This window comes from Microbacterium deferens (assembly GCF_045517775.1).
Taxonomy (GTDB): domain Bacteria; phylum Actinomycetota; class Actinomycetes; order Actinomycetales; family Microbacteriaceae; genus Microbacterium.
Genome location: NZ_JBEUWT010000003.1, coordinates 110,482 through 132,583, shown reverse-complemented (window position 1 = coordinate 132,583; position 22,102 = coordinate 110,482). Strand labels below are relative to the sequence as shown.

Here is a 22,102-nt window from a genome sequence, read left to right as displayed (position 1 = left end):
CGTCAGTCAGCTGAGCGGCTCGAGATTTCCAACGCGGCGCGGCTGCCGACCTTCGAGCCGTAAAGCAGGAATCCGAGCATCAGCACACAACCCGCGATCACGGCGGTGGCGCGGACAGGGGCTGACACCGGCAGGAGGGCGACGAAACCGCTCGCGATCGATGCCCATCCGCCGAGCATCGTGGGCCGTTTCGCGCGGATGTGCGCCGCCTGCCACGCCTCGTCGCTCGCCATGGTGCTGGGGATGCGGATGCCCGCCAATGCGTTGCGCTTCAGCCGGCCCGAGGCGGTGGCGCGGGCCATCCACATCAGGAGGACGCCCGAGCCGACCATGACGACGAAGAGAAAGACACCCATAGCCACATCGTTTTCCACCATGACGACGTTAGCCGACCGGGTCCCGACCGTTCCTCGCGGTACGACGCTGCATGGTTTCTACACCACCCGACGTACCCGCAGCACCGCGTCCGTGAGCGTCACCGTGCCCTGATCTCGCCACTCGACCTCACGGTCGACCGACTCGTTGGTCTCGACGGTCCACCCGTCCGGAAGGTCGAGCGAGGCGAGCACCTCGCCGGATGTCGGCAGGGGAGGAGCCGCGCGATCATGATCGTGACTCGACCCCGGAGGGAATGCCCCGTGCCCGACGACGAGCAACCGTCCGCCGGGAGCGACGGCGGAGACGGCCCGCCGCAGGATCTCCTCCCGCGGCAGGTCCACGGGTGAATGGAGGAATGCCGCCGTCACGAGGTCGTACTGCGCGGAGGGGTGCCAGGTCGCGAGATCGGCCTGCACCCACTCGATGCGCTCGACGAGGCCGAGTTCGGCAGCCTTCGCCGCGCCGACCGCGAGAGCGTTGGCCGAGATGTCGAGGGCGGTCACCGTCCAGCCCTGCCCGGCGAGCCAGAGCGCGTCGCCGCCCTCGCCACTGCCGAGCTCGAGCGCTGTGCCCGGGGTCAGCCCCGACACCTCTCGCTCGACGGCGGCGTTGACCTTGCCGCTCCACACCGCGCCGCTCTTGCCGCGGTGCGAAAGGTACCGCGCCTCCCAGAACTGCGCCGGATCGGTGAGCGCTTCGTCTGACGAATGAGCCATAGCTTCAGTGTCCTACCCCGGCGTCGACGCCCTGCCGCTGCGCCACACGAGCGGATGCCGCGGCCACGTCCTCTGCGACCAACTCGCCGTTGATCGTCAGCGCCGCCATGGCGCCCGACCCCATGGCGATCGGAACGAGCGCGTTGGGAATCCCGGAGTTCCCCACGGCGAACACCCCGTCGACGCTCGTCCGCCCGAACCCGTCGACCGCGGTCCACAGCCCGATCGGAGTCTCGGTCTGCGCGACACCCAGCTGCCGCAGCGGCTCATCGAGCGCGGTCGGCGTCGGCTGCGCGAACACCACGTCGAGCGCCGCGACCGATCCATCGGCGAGCCCGAGCCCGGTGATCGAGTCCCCCTCCGTGACGACGTGGGTGACGGTGCGGTCGTCTATGCGCATGCCGCGTTCCTCGAGCAGCATCCGCTCGTCTTCGGGAAGTTCGCCTGCGAGCGATGTGAACACCGTGATGTCGTTGGAGTAGGCCCGCAGCATGTGCGCCACGTGCAGGCCCATCACCGAGCCCGCGAGCACGCCGATCGCGGTGCCCGATGCCTCGTAGCCATCGCAGTACGGACACGCCACGACTCCGCGCCCCCACTGCTCCGCGAGTCCGGGAATGTCGGGCAGTCGGTCGCGCGTGCCGGTTGCGACGATCAGCCGCCGCCCGGTCGCGAGGCCGCCGGAGTCGGTGACGACCTCGAAGCCGTCCGCCGTCGCGCGCGTCTCGACGACCCGGGCGTTCTCGATGACGCCGTCGACGGCGCGCACCTCGCGGTATCCGTCGGCGACGAGGTCGAGCGGCGAGTACCCGTCGCGGCTCAGCACACCGTGCATGTGCGGCGCGAACCGGTTGCGCGGCTCGTGCGCGTCGAGCACGAGCACGCGACGCCGGGCGCGGGCGAGAATCAGCGCCGCGCTGAGACCGGCAGCGCCGCCGCCGATGATGATGACGTCCCAGAGCTCGCCCGAGATGTCGGGATTCTGGGCGGGGGAGTGAGGGGCGGATGCTGCGGAGAGCCGATCGTCGTGCGTCATACCGTTCACGATGCTCGGCTGGTAGCGTGTCAGCAACTATCGATGCCGAATTGGCAAGAACGGAGTGGGATGCCCGACGATTCCCTGGCGCTCATCGGTCCGCGGCTCAAGAGCTGGCGTGAGAAGCGCAGCATGACCCTGGCCGAGCTGTCGGAGACGACGGGCATTTCGTCGAGCACGCTCTCGCGCCTCGAGTCGGGCAAGCGCGCGCCCAACCTCGAGCTGGTCGTGCCGATTGCGCGTGCGTTGCGCCTCGAGCTGGACGACATCGTTCCGCGTGCGGCGCCGGATCCGCGCGTGAAACGCACCTCGAAGAGCATCGGGGGCACGCAGTATGAGACGCTCTCGCCCGAGTCGAGCCCGGTGCAGACCTACAAGGTGACGTTCCCCGCACAGCCGCCCGGGGTGGTCGCGACTCCTGAGCCGAAGGTGCACGACGGCCAGGAATGGCTCTACGTGCTGTCGGGCCGGCTGCGCCTGGTGATCGGCGAGCAAGACGTGACGCTCGGCCCGGGCGAGGCCGCGGAGTTCGACACCCGCATCCCGCACTGGCTGGCCGCGACCGGGGCGGGGCCGGCGGAGGTGCTGTCGATCTTCAGTAAAGAAGGCAAGCGGATCCACCTGCGCACGGGCCGCTGACGCGAACGGACGCTGCGGGGCGCTCGGCCGACGTCAGTCGGGGTAGCTCTCGTCGTCGCCGCCCGCGGGGAAGTCCGCCCGTTCGGGGCGGGCGCGCAGGTAGAGCACGCTCGCGATCAGACCGCCCCAGACGATCACGATCGCGAGGATCAGAAAGGCGATGGCGAGACCGGTCATCGCGTGACCTCCTTATCGCGGCGGGATGCAGCATCCGGTGTCGGCGGGTAATCGGGCCACGCGACGAAGTCGTCGGGCGAGCGGCGCCACGCGAAGAGCGACAGCGCGATCGCCGCGACGACGATGAACGCGATCGTGCCCCAGCCGAAGATGCCGAGATACCAGTCGGGCATTCCGCCGTATCCCTCGGTGAGGAGCGTGACGATGCGCTGGATCAGCATGTAGGCCAGCACGATCGGCGCGATCACTCCCACCAGCAAGACCCAGATGCGTCCGACCTGGAAGGTCGAGACCGCGTTGAGGTGGTAGCGCAGCTCGGGTCCGCGGCGTCGCACCCAGATCACGAGCACCGTCATGAGGATGGCAGAGGCGACGATGCCGATGTTGTTCGCCCACTGGTCGACGACGTCGAGGGCGAGCAGGCCGGTGGTCGTCGAGAACAGCAGCACCGACAGCACCGCCGAGACGCCGCCGACGCCGACCGCGGCCGCGCGTCGCGAGAGCGCGAACTTCTCCTGGATCGCGGCCGAGACCACCTGCAGCACCGAGATGAGCGACGTGAAACCGGCCATCGCGAGCGAGCCGAAGAAGAGCGCGCCGAAGAGGGGGCCGCCGGGCATCTGCGACACGATCGCGGGGAAGGTGATGAACGAGAGTCCGACGCCGGTGAGACCCTCGAGCTCGTCGATGCCGACGCCCTGCTGCACGGCGAAGAAGCCGAGGGTGGCGAAGACGCCGATGCCCGCGAGGATCTCGAACGACGAGTTCGCGAACGCGACGACCAGGCCGGGGCCGGTGAGGTTCGCTTTGCGCTTGCGGTAGGAGGAGTAGGTGATCATGATGCCGAAGGCGATCGACAGGGAGAAGAAGATCTGGCTGTACGCGGCGATCCACACGTTCGGGTCGCCGAGCGCCGCCCAGTTCGGGGTGAAGAGTGCTTCGAGGCCCGCGCCGGCGCCGTCGAGGAAGAGTGCGCGCACGACCAGCACCGCGAACGCCACGACCAGCAGTGGCAGGAAGACCATATTCACGCGCTGCAGCCCCTTCGCGACGCCGAGGGCCAGCACGACGATGACTGCGATCCAGACGAGGGCGAGCGGGATGAGTACACCGGGAACGAACTCGAGGCTGAGGCCCGGGTCGCCGGCCTGAAGGTAGTCGCCCGAGAAGAATGTTGCCGGGTCGTCGCCCCACCGCAGGTCGAACGAGAACACGAAGTAGCTGAGCGCCCACGCGACGACGGCCGTGTAGTAGAGGCCGATGACGAACGCGATCGCGACCTGGAACCACCCGAGCGACTCGAGCCAGCGGCCCGCCTTGCCGCCGAGGCGACGCAGCGCCGTGGGGGCGGCTCCGCGATAGCGGTGACCGATCGCGTAGTCGAGGAAGAGGATCGGGATGCCCGCGGTCAGCAGCGCGATCAGGTAGGGGATGAGGAACGCCCCGCCGCCGTTCTCGTACGCGACACCGGGGAAGCGCCAGATGTTGCCCAGCCCGACCGCCGAACCGATGGCGGAGAGGATGAAGCCGACCTGACCGGTCCACTGTTCACGGGGCGGGTGGACGGATGCTGCGCTGGGGCTCATTGCGGATCCTCGGCTTCGTGCGGGGGGAGCAGATGCTGGCGCGACACTACCAGCGCGGGCGATCTGGGGGCGGGATCCTTCTAGGTTTGACTTTGGCGGGTTCTTGGGGCGGCGCAGCGCTTGCCGGCGACGGCGGGCATTGCGTCGAGCAAGCTCTCGCGCCGGGAGTCCGGCAAGCGTGTTCTGCCCTCGCCCCGGCAGCGCCGATAGCGAGCGCGCTGTGCTGCTAGCTGGACGACATCCGAACCCCGCGTGCCGCGCCCGATCCACGCGTGTAGCGCGCAAGCAGAGCATCAGTGGTGCCCGCTGTGAGATTCTGGCGCCGGAGTCGAGCCCTGCGCAGACCTACGAGGTCAAGTTGTCTGGTGGCCACGGGGGCTTCGGACTAAGGGGTGCACGCCGGCCCGGAGTAGGTTACATGCTGTCGGGTCGGCTGCGACTAGTGATCGGCGAGCAAGATGTGACACTCGGCACGGGGGAGATCGAGAAGTTCGACACGCGCATCCCGCACCGGCTTGCCACGATCCGGCCGGGGCCAGCCAGCGTGCTATCGATCTTCAGCAAGGCGGGAAGCGCATTCGACTGCCGGTGAAGGGGTTGTGAATGAAGGGCGCGTTGAGATTTATGATCCGGAATACCTATTCCGGGTCATAATAAACAATGAGGTGCATGGTAAATTCGAGTGTTCGGCGGGCTGCATGCCTGGGCTCCAGGGGGCGATTCGTGAGGTCTGGGTCGTGCGATCTAGTCGTCGAAACCGTCATCTCGTTGGCCGTTCCGGTCGAGGTCAAACTCGTACGAGATCGTGAATTGTGTTCGCGACTGCGATTGGTGATTCGTGTTCCCAGAATCGTGAAACAGCCCAACCAGCCGCTGATAATCGGAGGTCGGTGTCGCGGTCTCGATCGATGTTCGCTGCGAGCTTTGGCCGCCAGTATTCGACGTTCTTTTTTGGAATTGTCGCGTGGGTGGGGCATCCGTGCCAAAAGCACCCGTCAATGAAAACTGCAATACGTGCTCGTGTAAACACAATGTCTGCCTTGCGGCGGAATTCGGGCAATGGCGCAAAGTCAACGCGGTAACGCAGGCCTCGCGCATGCAGCTCGCGGCGTACTGCGAGTTCCGAAGAGGTGTCGCGTCGTTTGTTTGCGAGCATGGACTTTCTTGTTCCGTCGGACGTTGCCCATGATGCCTTCATGCTAAATCCCGCCAAGCCGTATATTGGATCGGTATGCCGCACCATCGCGATTGTCTAGTAGGCCGCCGGTGGTGATCTATCACATTCCGTGTCGCGTCCCTGCCGCTCGTGCGTTATGCGGTTTGAACCTTCGGGGCTGTCAAACGAGTCGCGGACGAGATATGGTCAAGGTGTAGAAATGCGCTAATCATGGCTTGCGTGAGGTGTGGCGGGACAGCGTTGCCAATCATTGTGGCCAACGCGCTCCTGCTGCTGCACGGCGAGAAATCAAAATAGTCGGGGAAGCCCTGGATCCGCGCCGCCTCGCGCGCAGTGAGAGCCCTAGTCTGATCGGGATGCATGTAGCGTCCCTGGCCGATGCTGCCGTAACCGCTCGTGATGGTCTGAGCGGGTTCCTCCCAGCGAAGGCGTCCGTACATGGATTTGTAAGAGTGGTTTCGCTGATGGCACGCGGGTCGCTGATGGTTGGGTAGGTCATAAAGGTCGTGGTCAAGCATGTATTGCATCCGCGACAGATTGGTCGCAGAGGGGCGTGGGCGTCGGTCGAGGATGCCGGTCTCGGGGGTATCGACGAGGTCCCCGATCGCCCAGCGCAGATCGTGCTCAGGCTGCGCGTGCGTCGCTAGCTCAATCAGTTCTGCGGGGTTTACGCCGGGGTCGCGAACCGCTATGAGGACGTGTCGGCGACGAGTCTGCGCTACGCCCAACTTTGCTAGGGATACTACTTGCTGCATTGTCGCGTATCCGAGAGCACGAAGGTGGGTGTCTGCGCGTGCGACCACGCTCTCGCCATCATGACGGTCGCGTACAACTGACGGGACGTTCTCAATAAGAACCAGTCTTGGCCGCAGAACCTCTGCTGCCCGCGCCATACGGAGGTACAGTGCGTTCTTCTCGTCAGTGCGACGAGTGTGGTTGTTGAGGTTGCTGTGCCCCTGACATGGCGGCCCGCCGAGTAGCACGTCGACCTCTCCAACAGCGGTCTCGGTGCGACGCTCCATCAGGGTGAGCGGGGCACCTAGGTCACCGTCAAAGACGGATTCGACGCTCGTCGCCTGCGCGCGAGCATCTGGGAAATTGCGCGCGTACACCGCTACAGCTAGGGGCTCGAGGTCGATAGCAAGCCGCACATCCAGGGCCATATGGTTCTCGATCGCTGCTTCAAACACCCCTTGCGTTAGGCCGCCACCCCCAGCGAAGAGATCGACAACTCGCACCGCGGGCGCGGCGGGCAACGGGTCCGGGCGGTGCCGGACGCGGAGCGGGAAAGCGGGATCGAGGTGAGGCATCACCAACAATTCTACTGAGGGTCTCGCCACCAAGGCCGAGTCTGGAGCCCTGCGCTAGGAGCAGTCGAGAACGGGCAGGGCAGCTGTTCAGTGGCTCTGAGCCGTCCTCTGGCCCAAAGAACGGTAGCTTTTCAACCATGGCTGAGACGCTGCCCGCTATTGAAGTGACCAAGACGGTCTACACGGTGCAAGATTTTATGAGTTGGTACGAGGACGGTCGCCTAGAGTTGCGACCGTACTTTCAGCGGGGGAGCGTGTGGACTCCGCGAGCACGTAGCTTCCTCATTGACACGCTTCTTCGCGGATTCCCTGTTCCGGTGATCTTCTTGCAGACGAAGAGGGACCTCAAGACGCTGTCAGCGAGGCGGCACGTAGTGGATGGACAGCAGCGACTTCGGGCAGTGTTGTCCTACGTCAGGCCAGATCTGATCGCTCTTGAGAAGAACGAAACGGCTGTACGCCTATCCAAGGTACACAACGCCGAGCTCGCTGGCAGAACCTTCGATCAGCTTCCGCCCGATCTCCAGGCGCGGATCCTGGATACCGAGTTCTCAGTCCACCTGCTTCCGGCCGACCTGCCGGACCGCGTGTTGCTTGAGCTCTTCGCGAGGCTGAACAGCACGGGGGAGAAGCTGAACGATCAGGAGTTGCGAAACGCGGAGTATCACGGGGCCTTCAAGACCTGTGCCTACCGTCTGGCGTACGACCACGTTGAGGTGTGGGAACAGTGGAAGCTCTTCCCCTCGGGCGCCCTGGCAAAGATGAAGGATGTTGAGTTCACTAGCGAGCTCATGCTGGCCGTGATCGAGGGTCTGCAAGCCAAGTCTAAAGCTCGCATTGACAACGCCTATAGACAATTCGACGAGGAGTTTCCGCAGCAAGCGCAGGTTGAGCATGAGCTAAGAAGAACAATTGATCTCTTGGTCGATTCCTCTACTCCGGCGCGGGACCTCCTAAAGAGCCAGTCTTGGGTATATGCTCTGTTTGTATTTGTGTCAGCCCGATCCGCGCTTCCTTCCGCTTCGCAGATGCGTCATGCGCTAGTGGAACTTGACCAGCGCCTTCGTGAGCTCGACGAGCTCCCTGATGATCTTCAGAAAGCGTTGCGTGGCGCCTCGACTGATCGTTCGAGTCGCGAGGCTAGAGTGCGCTTTATCGAAGAGTCATTCGATCGCGATGCCCGCTGAACGGATCGCCAAGTCGCTCAGTACCGAACTGCAGCGACAGAGTTATACCTTCAAAGAAGCGAGGCTCCTGCACCGGAATGGGAAGTTGACCTCACGCGGTCTGCATACGGTCGTAGAAGCCACATTCTTGAGTTCGTACGCGAGTTTCGAGGCGTTCGTTGAAGATCTTTTCTACGACTGTGTGTTGGGGACTAGCGGCCTGCCTGATTCGGTCCCTATTGCCGATCTTCAGAATCGTGAGCTGGCTGAATCCATTCTTACTTTAAATCGACCATTCGTCAAATGGCTGCCCTGGGATGTCGGAGTGGGCTCTTTGGCGTCAATCCTCTTACAGGAGTCTGGGCCATTTGCCCGGATGGCGCGTAGTGTGACAGAAAAGGGACAGCTCGATGAGGCGCGCCTTCTTCGTAACGCAATTGCGCACAATTCTGGCGCGGCCAAGATGGCCGTTCGAGACCGTATTTCGCAGCTCCCCGCACGCCGCAGGACGGTCGGATGGTATCTGCTCGCATCGCCGATGGCCGGCGTCACGAGATACGAGACGCACCTCGCGAATCTCGAGGCGATCTCAAAGTGTGTGACTGCGCTCTCCGTTGTGGACGGCCACAAGGTTCTCGTGGATGAGCGTCCCTACGCTTCGGGGCAGGCAGCGCCGCGTGGTTCATACCTGTGCGAACGGTCTAACCATCCGCACCGCATCATTCGGTCTCACCAGATTCTCCCCATCTGTGGTCTGTGCCACAACGCGCAGAAATCGAGATGGTCGCCCGCGTGGTGACATTAGAAATGGCCTGAGTTACTTGAATGCAAGGCGAGAGGCTCGGAGTGGAAGCCACTGCGATAAAATGTATGCATAGCCACTGATGACCTCTGCGATTGTTTCGGGGGTATCTCTATCGGGAAGGCTGAGCCGCTTACAGTCTCCGAGGCTGAATTGATAGTTCCTGCCCCGACTCCTCTCGCGTCGTGGCGCTTCACCGGCACACTCCGTCACTATCAAGCCGACGTCCTCGACCGCATCGACGTCGCCACCCCGGGTCCGCTCCACATCGTCGCGCCGCCCGGCTCGGGCAAGACCCTGCTCGGACTCCTCCTCGCACAGCGGCGGGGCGCCCGCACTGTCGTGCTCGCCCCGACGACGACGATCCGCGCACAGTGGGTGCGGCAGGCAGCATCCCTCGGTTCCGACCCGGGCGCGCTGTCCGAAGATCCCGAGAACCCCGGTGACCTCACTGCGCTGACGTACCAGGCGCTCAGCGTGCTCGACACGGCCAACCCGTTCGCCGATCTCGCTCGCCGACGCTGGCTCGACGACCTCGAGCAGGACGGGAGGGCCCCTGAATCGGCCGACCGATGGCTCGCCGACCTCGAAGCGAGCAACCCCCAGCCCTACAAGCGCGGCATCGCGAGCCGCTCGCGCACGATCCGCCGGCAGCTCACGAAGGAGAACCCCGAGACGCTCGCCCAGGCGCTGCATCCGAACGCGCTCGCGCTCATCGACAGGCTCGTCGCGCGCGGGGTCGAGACGATCGTGCTCGACGAATGCCATCACCTGCTCGACCACTGGGCCCTCGTCGTCGCGACGCTCGCCGCCCGCATCCGCGCCACGGGCACCGAGCCACTGCTCATCGGACTCACGGCCACCCTGCCGAGCCCCGACGACGCGAACGAGTACGACAACTACACGTCGCTGCTCGGCGACGTCGACGACGAGGTTCCGCTGCCGGCGGTCGTGCGCGAGGGCAATCTCGCGCCCTACCGCGACCTCGTGCGCTTCGCCGAGCCCACCCGCGACGAGCTCGCGTTCCTCGCCGCGCACGCGGAAGGGCTCGCCGTGCTGCTGCGCTCCACGTTCGCGCACGAAACCGGGCTCGCTTTCCTCGTCCATAAGCTTCAACCTGAACGTGAAACCCGCGACGAACTCGAGCCGCCAGCACCGGGCGCCGACGAAGACCGCCGTCTCGCGAAGGCGTTCGCCGACGACTTCGGCGGATCCGAAGCGGCGGCGGCGATGCTCGCTACGGCGGCGCCGCAGCATCCGCTCGTCTCGCTGCTTCCCGACGTCGCGCGCCGGCCCCCGACCACCGACGAGTCGCTGCGCCTGCTGGCGCGCTTCGCGCTCGACCGGCTGCTGCCGAACCGCGACGAAGAGGCGCGGTGGCAGCGCATCCGCCGCATGCTCGCCGATTTCGGATACTCGCTCACCGACCGGGGCGTGCGCCGCACGCGCGACCCGGTCGACACGATGCTCGCCTCGTCGCTCGCGAAAGACTTCGCGGCGTGCGACATCCTGCGCATCGAACGCGAGGCGCTCGGCGACGACCGCATGCGCGCGCTCGTCGTCACCGACTTCGCCGAGCACGGCAACAAGAGCGGCGGGCTCGTCGGCGCCGCCGGCGCGCTCCGCACCTTCGGTGTGATCGTTGCCGACACCGCGGCGCACGGGCTGCGCCCGATGCTCGTCACCGGTGCGCACACCCGCATCGCCGCGCGCGACATCGACGTGCTCGTGCCCATGCTGGGGGAGCTGCTGGGCGTGCCGGTCGCGACGGCACCCTTGCTCGAAGACACCCAGGTCGCCGAGGTGCACGCGCCGGGTGTCGGTGCCGCGCGGCTCGTGCGCGCAGCATCCGTTCTGCTCACCCGCGGCACGGTGCAGGTCGTCGTCGGCACGCGCGGACTCTTCGGCGAAGGCTGGGACTGCCCCGCGGTGAACACGCTGATCGACCTCACGGCGGTCGCGACGGCCTCGGCCACCCAGCAGCTGCGCGGACGCACCCTGCGCCTCGACCCGGCGTGGCCCGAGAAGGTCGCCCACAACTGGACGGTCACCGCCCTGCTGCCGCCGAGCTTTCCGCTCGAGGCGCAGCCCGACGCGTCACGCCTGCGGCGCAAGCACGCGCGGCTATGGGGGCTCGACTCCGACGACCCGTCGCGGGTCGTGCGTGGGCTGTCGATCGCGCTGCCGTCCGCGGCGCAGGAGGCGATGCGTCAGGTGACCGCGAAAGGTGCCGACGCCTCCGTCGACGGGCTGAACGCCATGCTCGTGCTGCCACCGCGAGAGAAGACGCGGGCCGACTGGCGCATCGGTGAGCCCTACGTCGACCGTGAGGGCGTGAGCGCGCTCGTGGCGCGGCGGTCGACGGCGCCGGTGTTCCGTACGAGCGTGCGAGGGTCCCGAAGGCTGGGCGGGGCGCTCGGTGGCATGACGACACTGGCGGTCGTCGGCAGCATCCTGTCGCTCGCGACGCTCGAACACGGGGGAGTCATCGTCAGCTTCGCGCTCCTCGCCGCAGCGCTCTGGCTGGGCATCCCGCTGGCGAAGGCGTGGCGGCGAGAGCGGGCGCAGACCTCGCGGACCGTGGCGACCTATGGCCGCATCGGCGACGTCGTCTGGCAAGCATTGCGCCGCGCCGGCCGGGTCGCCGACGTGGCGGCGCAGCCCGCGGTGGTCGAGAGCGAGCGCGACGCTCTGGCGACGGTGAGCGTCGAGATCGCGGATGCTGCGCCCACCGATCAGCGCACCTTCGCCGACGCGATGGCCGAGCTGTTCGCACCGGTGCGCACTCCGCGCTTCCTTCTGCAGACCGGGCGGGGCGGGCGCGCGTGGATCGTTCGGACCGTGCTCGGGCGTTCGAGGGAGCCGCAGTACCTTCCCGTGCCGACGGCGATCGGTCGACGCCGCGAAGACGCAGAGGCGTTCGCCGCCCTGTGGGAGCGCGAGGTCGGCGCGTGCGTGCTGCACGCCGTGGACAGCCCCGCTCAGCTCGCGCTGATGGCCGTCGCGCGACGCGGCGGGGGAGGCACTTCGGCTGCGCGCACCCGCGAGGAGTGGCGGTAGGACGGGGTCCGGCTCTCGTGTCGGCGAGCTGACGGCGTCGCGATGTTCGTGGACGGGCCGATGTCGGAGGTCCTTAGTACATTTGTTCTATGGTTCAGATAGCGACTACGACCACCGAGCGGCTCACCGTCGCCTCGGGGCGGATCGCTGAGTCGCTGGGCGGAGCAGACGTCGCCGCTGTCGACGAAGAGGTGCTTCTGCGGGCCATGCGTGACATCGCCGAGGTACGCAATGCGGCCGATCTGGTGCTCGCAGCGCTCGCGGCCGAGGCTGCGCGCCGGTCGGAGCGCGACCGCGGGTACGACGGACTCGCTCAGCGCAAAGGCCATCGCACCGTCGGCTCTCTCGTGCAGACCATCACCGGCCAATCGAAAGCCGAGGTGACCCGTGCCATGAAGACGGGCGAAGAGCTGGCGGCGGTCACAGACACGTCTCCCTCCGCTGGTCTCGACAGTGCGGTTCCCGCTGTCCCGACGTGGGAACGGATGCTGAGCGACGCGCTCGAGAGGGGCAGTATCGCGTCGCCGCAGTATCGCGCCATTCGCACGGGGTTGGGGGCGCCACCGGTCGAGCGGTATCCCGAACTCGATCCGCAGTTCCTGCCCCAGGCGTGGGCGCAGGCCGTCGAGATCCTGCTCGAGGAGGCGCACACGGTGCCGGTCGAGCAACTCAGAGCCGACGCCCGCACCGCCCGCGACCGGCTCGACCCGGTCGGGGTGACCCTGCGCTTCGAAGAGCGGTTCGCGGCGCGTTCGCTGCGCACGTGGATCGACGAGGCCGGTCAGCATCAGGCGCGCATATCTTTCGACGACGAAGCAGCCGCATGGGTGCACGCCATCATGAACGCGGCGTTGCGTCCGCGCCGGGGTCCCCGGTTCGTGGGCGAAGGGGCGAAGCAGAAGGCAGCGGATGCTGCGGCCGACGAGCGCACGAACGAACAGCTGCAGTACGACACGCTCATCGCGGTGCTGCGCGCCGGCGCCGCAGCAGACCCCCAGCGGGCGTTCGGAGACCGGCAGCCGGGTGTGCGCATCGTGGTCGAAGCCTCAGCGATCGCCGATGCGGGCGAACGCGGTGAGATGCGGGTGACGGGCGTGGGCCATCTGGAAGACGGAGGGCAGGCGCTTCCCGGAGGGGTGATCGAGAAGCACCTATGCGATGCGGGATCGCTCGCCGTCTCGATCGACCAGAACGGTCGTCCTTTGGATCTCGGGCGCGAGCGACGGCTTTTCTCCGCGAAGCAGCGCACCGCCATCGCGATACGGGAGGGCGGATGCATCGGCCCGTCCTGCACGGCGCCTCCCTCGTGGTGCGAGTACCACCACATCGATCACTGGTGGGAGCATCACGGCAAGACCGACGTAGACGACGGCGTTCCGCTGTGCCGCAACTGCCATCTGCGCTGTCACAACCTCGGGTGGCGGATTACACGTGAGCGAGACACCGTGACCGGTGACGACTCGTACTGGCTCCATAAACCGCCCGACCCCGCAACGGGAAAGACGGTGCCCCCGGAACGCTTGCGATCTGCCTCACCGCGTCGCTTCGCGGGCCAGTGGGCGCGGGAGTGAGGCGGGGGTCGAAAATGGGCGGTGGATGCGCGCGCGTCGGGGGACGGGAGTGCCGGTGCGCGCGAGTGAGGGGGACGGGAGTGTCGGTGCGGGCGAGTGAGGGGGATGGGAGTGCCGGTGCGCGCGAGTGAGGGGACGGGAGTGTCAGCGGAGCGACCGCCAACGCGGGGCGAAACATCCGCACATTCGAGAGGATGGACGCGTGAGACGAACCGGGATGCTGCTCGCCATGACGGCCTGCGTCACCGTCGTGAGCGGATGCTCGGCGATGCCGAGGGCGTGCACGGAGATCGGATACGTCAACACCCTCACGCTCGAGGTCGCCGGTGCCGGAGCAGCGGCGGTCGACGATCTGGAATGGTGCGTGGCGGGGGAGTGCGCCGGTGACGCGCTGACCGAAGCCCGCGGTCTCGGCGGGGGGCAGTGGGAGGTGCAGACGTTCACCCAGACACCCGGCGAGCTCACCGTCGTCGCGCGAGACGCCGGCGGCACCGAGATCGCACGGGTCGACGTCGCTGTGACGTGGACGGGTACCGACGCGCCGAACGGGCCGGGCTGCGACAACGCATCCGAGGCTCCGACGGTCACCGTTCCGCTGCCGTGACTGAGAATGCGACCGTCAGGCGCGACGCCTGAGACGCAGCATCCCGATGCCCAGCACCGCCAGAACGGCGCCGGCGAAGGCCAGCCCGACGGGGAAGTCGCTCCCCGACTCGGCGAGTGTCGCCCGGGGAGCAGAAGACACCGCAGCCGGATGCTGCAGCGGGGCGACCGGCGTGGTCACGACCGGCTCGCCCGGCGCCGTCACCACCGGCTCACCCGGAGCAGGCTCACCCGGAACCGGCTCACCCGGAACGGGCTCGCCCGGAACAGGCTCGGGCGACGCACCGGGCGACCCCACCCCGGGTCCGCCGGCACCCGGAGCGGCCGCGACGCACGCGACCTCCGACGTGGCGAGCTTCACGGTCGCGATCCGCTGGTCGACGGGGCCGTCATCGGGGAGACTCCCGCGCAGATCGACGGTCAGCAGCACCCACGCCGACGCGGTCTCGGTGCCCGGCACGGTGACACTCTCGAGACGGATATGCAGGATCGCGTCGGGGGTGGCGACAGCACCCCCGCGACCGAGATCGAGGTAGGGCGCCTTCTTGTCGAACTCCCACACGCGCTGCGTCGGACCGACGTAGGCGCTCAACCCCGCGACGATACCCGTGGCCTGGGCGTTGGGGGCGGCGCTCTCGCGCATCGGGCAGGTCGCCGACGACTGCGCCCAGCCGTCGTAGATCAGATTGCCGAGCATGCTCACGAGAATGCCGTCGGCGCGAATGAACGCCGTGCTCTCGTTGGTGAAGGGGAGCACCGTCCACGTCGTGCCATCCGCCGTCACGCGCAGCACAGTGGTGTCGACCACCGACTCCGCCCCACCGCCCTGGATGAGGTTGATGTCGGTGAACGGGAAGGTGAGAAGGTGCGCGGGGCTCGAGACGCTGGTCTTGAGCACCTCGACGTCGCCCGCCCTCAGGTCGATGTCGCCCTGCAGAGAGGTGACCCGCGACCACGGCGCCACGGGTTCGTCAGCAGCGATGGCGGCGGCCCCCGTCACCCCCGCGATCGTCGCAGATACGGCCATCGCCGTGACCGCCACCCACCGGCGATGTACCGCCCGGCCCACCCCGAGAGCACTCATGTCGCGAGTATGGCGGGTCGGTGCCGCACCGGCGCGAAATACCGGGAAAGGAGGGGGTTCCTGAACCCAGTACGGGGAAATCGCGTTCGCCATTCCCCGGGAGTCGCGGCGGGCGTAGCCTGCGCTCAACCGACGAAGGAGTCACAGATGTACGAAGCACTCAAAGCGCTGAAATACCTCAAGAACTTGCGCGCCATCCTTCTCGGCTGGCTCGGCTAGAACGCCGCCACGCCGCGAGGGCGAGATGACCGGCCGGACCGTCGCCCCTTTACGGCGGTCCGGCCTTCTCACCTCTACGCTCGAGGGGTGAACCCGCGCACGCTCGACGACTCCGCCATTCTCCGCACCGCCCGTCCGGGCGACGAAGCCGGCATTCTGGCCTGCATTCAGGCGCTCGCCGACTACGAACGAGAACCGGATGCTGTGGAGAACACCGTCGGCGCGCTGACCGCGACCCTTTTCGGCGATGACCCGAAAGCGTTCGGTCACGTCGTCGAACGCGACGGCCAGATCGTCGGCATCGCACTGTGGTTCCTGACCTACTCGACGTGGACCGGACGCCACGGCATCTGGCTCGAAGACCTCTACGTCGACGACGCGCAGCGAGGCCGAGGCTACGGGAAGGCGCTCATCTCCTCGCTCGCCGAGGTCTGCGTCGACCGCGGCTACTCTCGCCTGGAGTGGACCGTCCTCGACTGGAACGCCCCGGCGATCGCCTTCTACCGCTCGATCTCGGCCGCCCCCATGGACGAGTGGACGACGCAGCGCCTCACCGGCGACGCGCTGACGGCGCTCGCCGCAGCATCCTGACGACCTAGCCCGCGACGAGCGCCGCCGCGATGCCGCGCGCAACGCTGCTCGTGTGTGCGGGGGAGCGCAAGCGCATCGCGAGGTCGCCGGTGACCACGAGCACCAGCTGATCGGCCAACGCCGCCGCGCGTGCGGGGTCGACGGCGGCCGCGAGGTCGGTCAGACGCCCGCGCATCGAATCGGTGTCGCGGTGGATCGCCGCGTCGACCTCGGGTGGGGTGTCGGCATACTCTGCGGCGCTGCCGAGGAAGGCGCACCAGCGCGAGCCCGCAGGCTGCGACCGGAAGGCGTCGAGCGCGTCGAAGATCGCGAGCAGCCGGCCTTCGTCGGTCGTCTGCGCGGCGACGGCGGCGTCCCACGTCTCGATCCATATCGCGTGGCGCCGTTCGAGGGCGGCGGCGACGAGGGCGTCTTTGCTCGCATATCCGCGATACAGCGTCGCGGCCGACACTCCCGCGCGTTCGAGTACGGCGTCGATCGGGGTCGCGGCGATGCCGCGCGTGAAGAACAGCTCGTCTGCCGCGTCGAGCAGTTTCGTCTCGGTGCGGGTGCGCAAAGCCATGACAGCACCCTAGACTCGCGAAAGTGAAACGAGCGTTTTTGTTACGAACGAGTTCGTCCGTGCCGCTCGTCGCGGCCGGTGCCGGACTGATCGCTGCCACCTATGGCCTGGTGCGAATGGCCTACGGACTCTTCCTGCCCGACGTGCAGGCCGACCTCGGGCTCGACGTCGCCGCGGCGGGCGTCGTCTCGGCGGGTGCGTCGGTCGTCTACTGCGTCGGGGCCGTGGTCGGATTCCTCTCGGCCGCGCGACACGCGCGAGCGCTCGTGATCGCGGCGGCTGTCGCAGCATCCATCGGCGCCCTCGGCATGGCTGTCGCGCCCGTCTCGCTCGTTTTCGCCGTGTTCGCGATCGCGAGCTCGGCGGGAGCAGGTCTCGCCTCGCCGGCCCTGGTCGCGGTGCTCCAGCGCGATCCCGCGACTTCGCGGTCGCCGCGCGGCCAGGCCATCGTGAACGCCGGAACCGGTCCGGGAGTCGTCCTCGCCGGCGCGCTCGCACTGCTGCTCGCGCCCGATTGGCGCCTCGCGTGGGTCGTCGCCGCCGTCGTGACCGCGCTTGCCGCCGTAGGTGTGCTCGGGGCCGCGCGGGGAGGGGCGGATGCTGCGGTGCCGCCCACGTTCCCGGCCTTGCCGTGGTTCGTCGCCCATCGCCGCGTGCTGCTCGCGGCGCTGCTGTTCGGCGCGGGATCCGCCGCCGTCTGGACCTACGGGCGCACGATGCTCGTCGCGTCGGGAACCTCGTCGGGCGCATCGATGGCCGCGTGGATCTCGCTCGGCGTCGGCGGCACACTCGTGATCGTCACTGCGCGGTGGATGGAGAGGCTGGAGCCGCCCGTCGCGTGGATCGTGACTGCGATCGTGGTCGCGTTCGCGACGGCCGCAGTGCTCGCCGGGGGAGGGTGGGCGCTCGTCGCCTTCGCCGCGTTCGGCTGGGGCTACACGGCCGGGAGCGGCGTGCTGATCGCGTGGACCGCGCAGATCGACGCGCCCCGCGCGCCGGCCGGGACGGCGTTGTTGTTCGTGACGCTGATCCTGGGTCAGGCGCTCGGGGCGGCTGTCGTGGGTGGCGTGATTCCCGCGGCGGGCTACCCGGTCGCCTTCGTACTGGCGGCTGCGGTCTCGGCGGTGGCGCTCGTTCCGGCGGTCGGTGCGCGGCCGCGGGTGCGCGGGTGAAGCGCGCCGGGCGGTGTTTCGTCCCGTCGCGCTCGGTGCCACCGGAGCCGCTGCAGCGCTCGTTGTGGCGGGGTGCCCGCGATCCTTCGATGACTTGTCCACAGGGGGCCCGATTTCCGTGGAGTGTCGTAGGTATGTTCTAGTATGTAGGCATGCGCAACAGCTATGAAAGCCCCTCCGGCGGTGAGGCGCTCCGCGATGCCGATGCGCTCCCGGTGCACGGTGCGGGTGAGTCGTGGGCGACCGGCGACGGGCTCGACGACGCATGGCCTGAGGAGCGGGAGTGGATCGACGTCGACGGTGATCCGGTCGCGGCGGGTCGTGATGGCCTGGATGCGGTGGCGGATGTGTCGACGTTGATGTCGGTGTTCGCCGCGCAACGGTTCGAGCGGGTCGAGGGGTTGCGTCGGGAGGCGATGGCCGAGGCGGCGGTGTTCCGGGGGAAGACGACGGAGATCGTGATGCGGTCCCTGCGGCTCGAGCTCGCGACGGTGTTGCAGGTCACCGAGCACATCGCGGAACGGATGCTGGCGACCTCCGACGGCCTCGTCAACCGATACCCGGCGATGCTCGACGCCCTCTCCCACGCCCGCACCACGGAGCGGCACGCCGACGTGTTCGTCGAGTTGGTCGACCAGGTGGAGCCGGAGTTGCGGGATCAGGTGGTGCCGCTCGCCGTCGACCTCGCCACGTCGCACGCGCTGGGGTCGTTCCGCCGGTTGCTGCGGAAGCTCGTCGACACGGTGCGGGCGGCGACGCTCAGCGAACGGCATGCGGAAGCGGTGCGGGAGCGGCGGGTGGTGGTGCAGCCGGCGGAGGACGGGATGAGTTGGGTGATGCTCTACACCTCCGCGGTGAAGGCCCACGCGATCCAGCACCGCGCGACCGCGATCGCACACGCCCTCGGCGACCAGGAGGGCGAGGAGCGTTCTCTGGACGAGTTGCGTGCGGACGTCTTGGTCGACCTTCTCGTCGATGGGGACGTGCCCGCCCACCCCGACGCGGCGCGCGGAATCCGCGCGGCCGTGGCCGTCACGGTGCCGGTGTTGTCGCTGCTCGATGACGAGCACGCGAACACGGTGCCGGCGGTGGTGGAGGGGGTCGGGCCGATCCCCATCGACCAGGCCCGGGAACTCTGCGGCGGCGCAGACGGGTGGATGCGGGTGCTGACCCACCCGGAGACGGGGATGGTGCTCTCCGTCGGGCGTGACCAGTACCGCACCCCGGCGGCGTTACGACGTCTGGTGGAGTGGCGGGCGGCGACCTGTATGGCTCCCGGATGCGGAACACCCGCCCGAAGGTGTCAGATCGACCATCAACTCGCGTGGGAACACGGTGGCACCACCGAACTATCGAACCTCGGCCCACTGTGCGTCGGGCACCACACCATCAAGCATCACGGCGGGTGGTGCGTGAGACAGATCCCCGACAGCGGGGGAGCACTCGAATGGCTGTCCCCGGGCGGGAGACGATTCGTGGTGCGACCGGAACGGAAAGTCCCCGTCTTCCGGCCCGCACCCGACGACGACCGCACATCCGAAGCCACCGCACCCTTCTGACCTGCGCCCTCTGACCGCGCCCCCGCCCGTGCAGCCAGTGCCCTGCGGGCCAGTGCCCTGCGGGCCAGTGCCCTCCTGACCAGCGCCGTTCTGGCCTGCGCCCTCCTGGCCTGCGCCCTCCTGGCCTGCGCCCTCCTGGCCCGCGGCTCCTGCTTCGTTCCGCGGCGCTGCGGCGAGCTCGGCGCATTCCGCGCCCGGTCAGGCGTCCGACGTGAGGTTGTCCCGCGCCCACATCGCGGCGCTGGTGCGATCGGCGACCCCGATGTGACGGAAGATGCTGCCCAGGTGCGCCGTGACGGTGCGCTCCGAGATCACCAGTTCGGCGCCGATCGTCATGCCGCTGACGGTAGAGGCTGACGTTGCGTCAGGGTCAAGCCGGCCTCGCGACCGTAAGGTGGCCGAGACGAAAGGACGCCGATGTCCCCTTCCGAAAACTTCCCCTACCCGACCCGCCCGCCACGCAGCAGCCCGGAATCGAGGCGGGGTGCGCCGCCGAAGCCGCGCCAGGAGTCCGCGCCCGGCATGCTCATCGACCGCGACCAGGAGATCGAGACGCGCGCCGGTCGCACCGTGCAGGCCGACGTGTACCGCCCCGAGTCGGGCGAACCCGCCGGGGTGCTCATCGCCTGGTCGCCGTACGGCAAGCACGACCCCGCGCCCATCGGGCAGATCTACCCGACCAGCGGGGCGAAGCCCGAATGGATGAGCGATCTCACCACGTTCGAGGGCCCCGACCCTGTCTTCTGGGTGCCGCGGGGCTACGCGCTGGTCATCGCCGACATCCCCGGTACCTGGTACGCGAAAGGACCGGCCTCGTACGCATCGCCGGAGGAGGCCGAGGACTTCGCCGACCTCATCGAGTGGGCGGGCACGCAGCCCTGGTCGAACGGCAGAGTCGGCCTCACCGGCGTTTCGTACCTCACGGTCGCGCAGTGGCGCGTGGCCGGCCTCACCCCGCCGCACCTGGCGGCCATCAACCCCTGGGAAGGCTGGAGCGACACCTATCGCGAGGTGGCCCGACACGGCGGCATCCCCGAGACCTCGTTCTGGCCCTACATCTGGGAACGGTGGGGTGCCTCGACAGGCGCGATCGAAGACCTCGAGCGCGAAGACCGGGAGCACCCGTTCTACGACGACTTCTGGGCGTCGAAGGCGGCCGACCTCGAGGCCATCACCGTGCCGGCGTTCGTCGTCGCCTCGTGGACTGACCAGGGCCTCCACACCCGCGGCACGCTCGAGGGCTTCCGTCGCATCTCGTCACCGCAGAAGTGGCTGTACGTGCACGGCGCGAAGAAGTGGGCCGAGTACTACCGTCCCGAGATGGTCGAGATGCAGGCGCAGTTCTTCGACCACTTCCTGCTCGCACAGCCCTCGGGCCTCGAGTCGTGGCCGCGCGTTCGCCTCGAGCTGCGCGAGCGCTACGGCGTCGGGTCGTTCGTCGACAGCGCCGACTGGCCTCTTCCCGAGGTCGAGTACCGTGCCCTGCACCTCGATGCCGCGACAGGCGCGATGAGTCACGACCCCGTGTCCGCGGAGGCGACCGCGTCGTACCACGGGCTCGGCGACCCGTTCCAGCCCGAGCGGGTCGTGTTCGAGCACCGCTTCGCCGACGCGGTCGACGTCGTGGGCCACGCCCGGGCGATCCTGCACGTGGAGGCACCCGAAGCATCCGACATGGACATCTTCGTCGGACTCTTCAAGCGAGACGTGCACGGTGAGATCGTGCCGTTCGCGTACTACGCCCAGTTCGAAGACGGACCCGCAGCGCTCGGCTGGTTGCGCGCCTCGCACCGGGAGGTCGACCCCGAACGCTCGACCGATTACCTGCCCGTGCTCGCGCACCGCCGAGCCCTCCCTCTCGAGGAGGCGCATCCCACGCGGGTGGAGATCGAGATCCTTCCGTCGGGCACCCGGTTCGCCGCGGGGGAGAGCCTCGTCTTCGTCGTGCAGGGGCACGACATCAAGCACTATCCGAAGCCGCTCGTCTACGCCCGGCACGAGACCGACATCAACCGCGGACCCCAGATCCTCCACACCGGCGGCCGGTACGACGCGCAGCTCGTGATCCCGATCAGAGGAGCCTGAGTCAGCGCCGCGGGCAGTCACCCAGCATCCGGATGCTGCGCCCGCCCGCGCGCCCCGGCTACGCTTCCTGCGTGCACCGGATCTTCACGACGAGCTTCGCCTCGGTCTACCCGCTCTACGTGGCGAAGGCCGAGCGCAAAGGACGCACGAAGGGCGAGGTCGACCAGCTCATCCTGTGGCTCACCGGCTTCGACGAGGGCGACCTCGAACGGCACCTCGCCGACGGCACGACCTTCGAGCAGTTCTTCGCCGAAGCCCCGCTCAATCCGAATGCGTCGCTCATCACGGGCGTCGTCTGCGGAGTGAAGGTGCAGGAGGTCGAAGACCCGCTGATGCAGAAGATCCGTTACCTCGACAAGATCATCGACGAACTGGCCAAGGGCAAGGCGATGGAGAAGATCCAACGCACCCCGTGAGCGCGACGGACGTGCGCGCTAGGTTCGGGGCATGACTCACCGCAGTCCGACCGAAGAGCCCGGCGGGGCCGACGAGATCGCCGCGGCGCACGACGTGCTCGCCGATGAAGAGCACGGCGGAGACGCCCGTCATCGTTCGATCGAGACGCACGGCCGGCCGCCGACGTCGGACGACGCGTCGTCGATCGACTGA

The 22,102-nt window shown here is 67.9% G+C and carries 23 protein-coding genes; 13 read left to right on the top strand and 10 right to left on the bottom strand.

Going from position 1 to position 22,102, the window contains the following annotated elements; translation table 11 throughout:
• Positions 1-2: 2 nt before the first annotated feature.
• The 3 genes from ABTU82_RS12835 to ABTU82_RS12825 are packed head-to-tail and all read right to left on the bottom strand — an operon-like array spanning position 3 to position 2,130.
• Positions 3-377, bottom strand: coding sequence for an SdpI family protein (locus ABTU82_RS12835; protein WP_407173736.1), 375 nt, complete (start codon positions 375-377; stop codon positions 3-5).
• Positions 378-434: 57 nt separating this feature from the next.
• Positions 435-1,094 (bottom strand): SAM-dependent methyltransferase, encoded by a 660-nt coding sequence (locus ABTU82_RS12830; RefSeq protein WP_407173735.1) that lies wholly within the window; start codon positions 1,092-1,094, stop codon positions 435-437.
• A 4-nt stretch (positions 1,095-1,098) separates the two neighbouring features.
• Positions 1,099-2,130, bottom strand: coding sequence for an NAD(P)/FAD-dependent oxidoreductase (locus tag ABTU82_RS12825; protein WP_407173734.1), 1,032 nt, complete (start codon positions 2,128-2,130; stop codon positions 1,099-1,101).
• Positions 2,131-2,199: 69 nt separating this feature from the next.
• Here ABTU82_RS12825 and ABTU82_RS12820 point away from each other — a divergent pair, with 69 nt between their 5' ends.
• The gene (locus ABTU82_RS12820) at positions 2,200-2,769 is read left to right on the top strand and encodes a helix-turn-helix domain-containing protein (RefSeq protein ID WP_116648535.1); all 570 of its coding nucleotides are present in this window, start codon (positions 2,200-2,202) and stop codon (positions 2,767-2,769) included.
• A gap of 33 nt (positions 2,770-2,802) precedes the next feature.
• Here the strand turns inward: ABTU82_RS12820 and ABTU82_RS12815 are convergent, their stop codons facing one another.
• Together ABTU82_RS12815 and ABTU82_RS12810 are read right to left on the bottom strand one after the other, a co-directional pair.
• Positions 2,803-2,946, bottom strand: a complete 144-nt coding sequence (locus tag ABTU82_RS12815; RefSeq protein WP_116648536.1) for a methionine/alanine import family NSS transporter small subunit — start codon at positions 2,944-2,946, stop codon at positions 2,803-2,805.
• On the bottom strand, positions 2,943-4,532 hold the full coding sequence (locus tag ABTU82_RS12810; RefSeq protein ID WP_407173733.1) for a sodium-dependent transporter: 1,590 nt from the start codon (positions 4,530-4,532) through the stop codon (positions 2,943-2,945). Before ABTU82_RS12810 ends, ABTU82_RS12815 begins: the two co-directional genes overlap by 4 nt.
• A gap of 418 nt (positions 4,533-4,950) precedes the next feature.
• Here ABTU82_RS12810 and ABTU82_RS12805 point away from each other — a divergent pair, with 418 nt between their 5' ends.
• Positions 4,951-5,124 (top strand): cupin domain-containing protein, encoded by a 174-nt coding sequence (locus ABTU82_RS12805; RefSeq protein ID WP_407173732.1) that lies wholly within the window; start codon positions 4,951-4,953, stop codon positions 5,122-5,124.
• 195 nt (positions 5,125-5,319) lie between these two features.
• Here ABTU82_RS12805 and ABTU82_RS12800 read toward each other — a convergent pair whose 3' ends face one another.
• Both ABTU82_RS12800 and ABTU82_RS12795 read right to left on the bottom strand, forming a co-directional pair.
• Positions 5,320-5,730, bottom strand: coding sequence for a very short patch repair endonuclease (locus tag ABTU82_RS12800; RefSeq protein ID WP_407173861.1), 411 nt, complete (start codon positions 5,728-5,730; stop codon positions 5,320-5,322).
• A 113-nt stretch (positions 5,731-5,843) separates the two neighbouring features.
• The gene (locus tag ABTU82_RS12795; protein ID WP_407173731.1) at positions 5,844-7,019 is read right to left on the bottom strand and encodes a DNA cytosine methyltransferase; all 1,176 of its coding nucleotides are present in this window, start codon (positions 7,017-7,019) and stop codon (positions 5,844-5,846) included.
• 137 nt (positions 7,020-7,156) lie between these two features.
• On the opposite strand from ABTU82_RS12795, the gene ABTU82_RS12790 reads away from it, so the two are divergent.
• The 5 genes from ABTU82_RS12790 (at position 7,157) to ABTU82_RS12770 (ending at position 14,222) form a co-directional block, all read left to right on the top strand.
• Positions 7,157-8,206 carry a GmrSD restriction endonuclease domain-containing protein gene (locus ABTU82_RS12790; RefSeq protein WP_407173730.1) on the top strand — a complete coding sequence of 350 codons (1,050 nt, stop codon included), beginning with the start codon at positions 7,157-7,159 and terminating at the stop codon, positions 8,204-8,206.
• Positions 8,196-8,984, top strand: a complete 789-nt coding sequence (locus ABTU82_RS12785; protein ID WP_407173729.1) for a hypothetical protein — start codon at positions 8,196-8,198, stop codon at positions 8,982-8,984. The genes ABTU82_RS12790 and ABTU82_RS12785 overlap by 11 nt, the downstream gene beginning before the upstream one ends.
• 156 nt (positions 8,985-9,140) lie before the next feature.
• Positions 9,141-12,047 (top strand): DEAD/DEAH box helicase family protein, encoded by a 2,907-nt coding sequence (locus ABTU82_RS12780; RefSeq protein WP_407173728.1) that lies wholly within the window; start codon positions 9,141-9,143, stop codon positions 12,045-12,047.
• An 89-nt stretch (positions 12,048-12,136) separates the two neighbouring features.
• Entirely contained in the window at positions 12,137-13,618 is a 1,482-nt protein-coding gene (locus tag ABTU82_RS12775; protein ID WP_407173727.1) for an HNH endonuclease signature motif containing protein, read from the top strand.
• Positions 13,619-13,820: 202 nt separating this feature from the next.
• Positions 13,821-14,222: a hypothetical protein gene (locus ABTU82_RS12770; RefSeq protein WP_133241778.1), complete on the top strand. Its 402-nt coding sequence runs from the start codon at positions 13,821-13,823 to the stop codon at positions 14,220-14,222.
• Between the two features lie 15 nt (positions 14,223-14,237).
• Here the strand turns inward: ABTU82_RS12770 and ABTU82_RS12765 are convergent, their stop codons facing one another.
• Entirely contained in the window at positions 14,238-15,305 is a 1,068-nt protein-coding gene (locus tag ABTU82_RS12765) for a hypothetical protein (RefSeq protein WP_407173726.1), read from the bottom strand.
• Between the two features lie 336 nt (positions 15,306-15,641).
• Here ABTU82_RS12765 and ABTU82_RS12760 point away from each other — a divergent pair, with 336 nt between their 5' ends.
• Positions 15,642-16,115, top strand: a complete 474-nt coding sequence (locus ABTU82_RS12760) for a GNAT family N-acetyltransferase (protein WP_407173860.1) — start codon at positions 15,642-15,644, stop codon at positions 16,113-16,115.
• A 4-nt stretch (positions 16,116-16,119) separates the two neighbouring features.
• Here the strand turns inward: ABTU82_RS12760 and ABTU82_RS12755 are convergent, their stop codons facing one another.
• A complete protein-coding gene (locus ABTU82_RS12755) occupies positions 16,120-16,677 on the bottom strand; it encodes a TetR/AcrR family transcriptional regulator (RefSeq protein ID WP_407173725.1) in 558 nt (185 codons plus the stop codon).
• Positions 16,678-16,700: 23 nt separating this feature from the next.
• Between ABTU82_RS12755 and ABTU82_RS12750 the strand changes: the two genes are divergently transcribed.
• Both ABTU82_RS12750 and ABTU82_RS12745 read left to right on the top strand, forming a co-directional pair.
• Complete coding sequence (locus ABTU82_RS12750) at positions 16,701-17,849, top strand: MFS transporter (RefSeq protein ID WP_407173724.1); 1,149 nt, start codon at positions 16,701-16,703, stop codon at positions 17,847-17,849.
• A 152-nt stretch (positions 17,850-18,001) separates the two neighbouring features.
• On the top strand, positions 18,002-19,408 hold the full coding sequence (locus ABTU82_RS12745) for an HNH endonuclease signature motif containing protein (protein WP_407173723.1): 1,407 nt from the start codon (positions 18,002-18,004) through the stop codon (positions 19,406-19,408).
• 198 nt (positions 19,409-19,606) lie between these two features.
• Here ABTU82_RS12745 and ABTU82_RS12740 read toward each other — a convergent pair whose 3' ends face one another.
• Positions 19,607-19,744 carry a LuxR C-terminal-related transcriptional regulator gene (locus tag ABTU82_RS12740; RefSeq protein ID WP_407173722.1) on the bottom strand — a complete coding sequence of 46 codons (138 nt, stop codon included), beginning with the start codon at positions 19,742-19,744 and terminating at the stop codon, positions 19,607-19,609.
• Positions 19,745-19,825: 81 nt separating this feature from the next.
• On the opposite strand from ABTU82_RS12740, the gene ABTU82_RS12735 reads away from it, so the two are divergent.
• The 3 genes from ABTU82_RS12735 to ABTU82_RS12725 all read left to right on the top strand — a co-directional run bounded on the left by ABTU82_RS12735 (position 19,826) and on the right by ABTU82_RS12725 (position 22,102).
• The gene (locus ABTU82_RS12735; protein ID WP_407173721.1) at positions 19,826-21,493 is read left to right on the top strand and encodes a CocE/NonD family hydrolase; all 1,668 of its coding nucleotides are present in this window, start codon (positions 19,826-19,828) and stop codon (positions 21,491-21,493) included.
• A 71-nt stretch (positions 21,494-21,564) separates the two neighbouring features.
• Entirely contained in the window at positions 21,565-21,909 is a 345-nt protein-coding gene (locus tag ABTU82_RS12730; protein ID WP_407173720.1) for a DUF2200 domain-containing protein, read from the top strand.
• A gap of 31 nt (positions 21,910-21,940) precedes the next feature.
• Positions 21,941-22,102, top strand: a complete 162-nt coding sequence (locus tag ABTU82_RS12725) for a hypothetical protein (protein WP_407173719.1) — start codon at positions 21,941-21,943, stop codon at positions 22,100-22,102.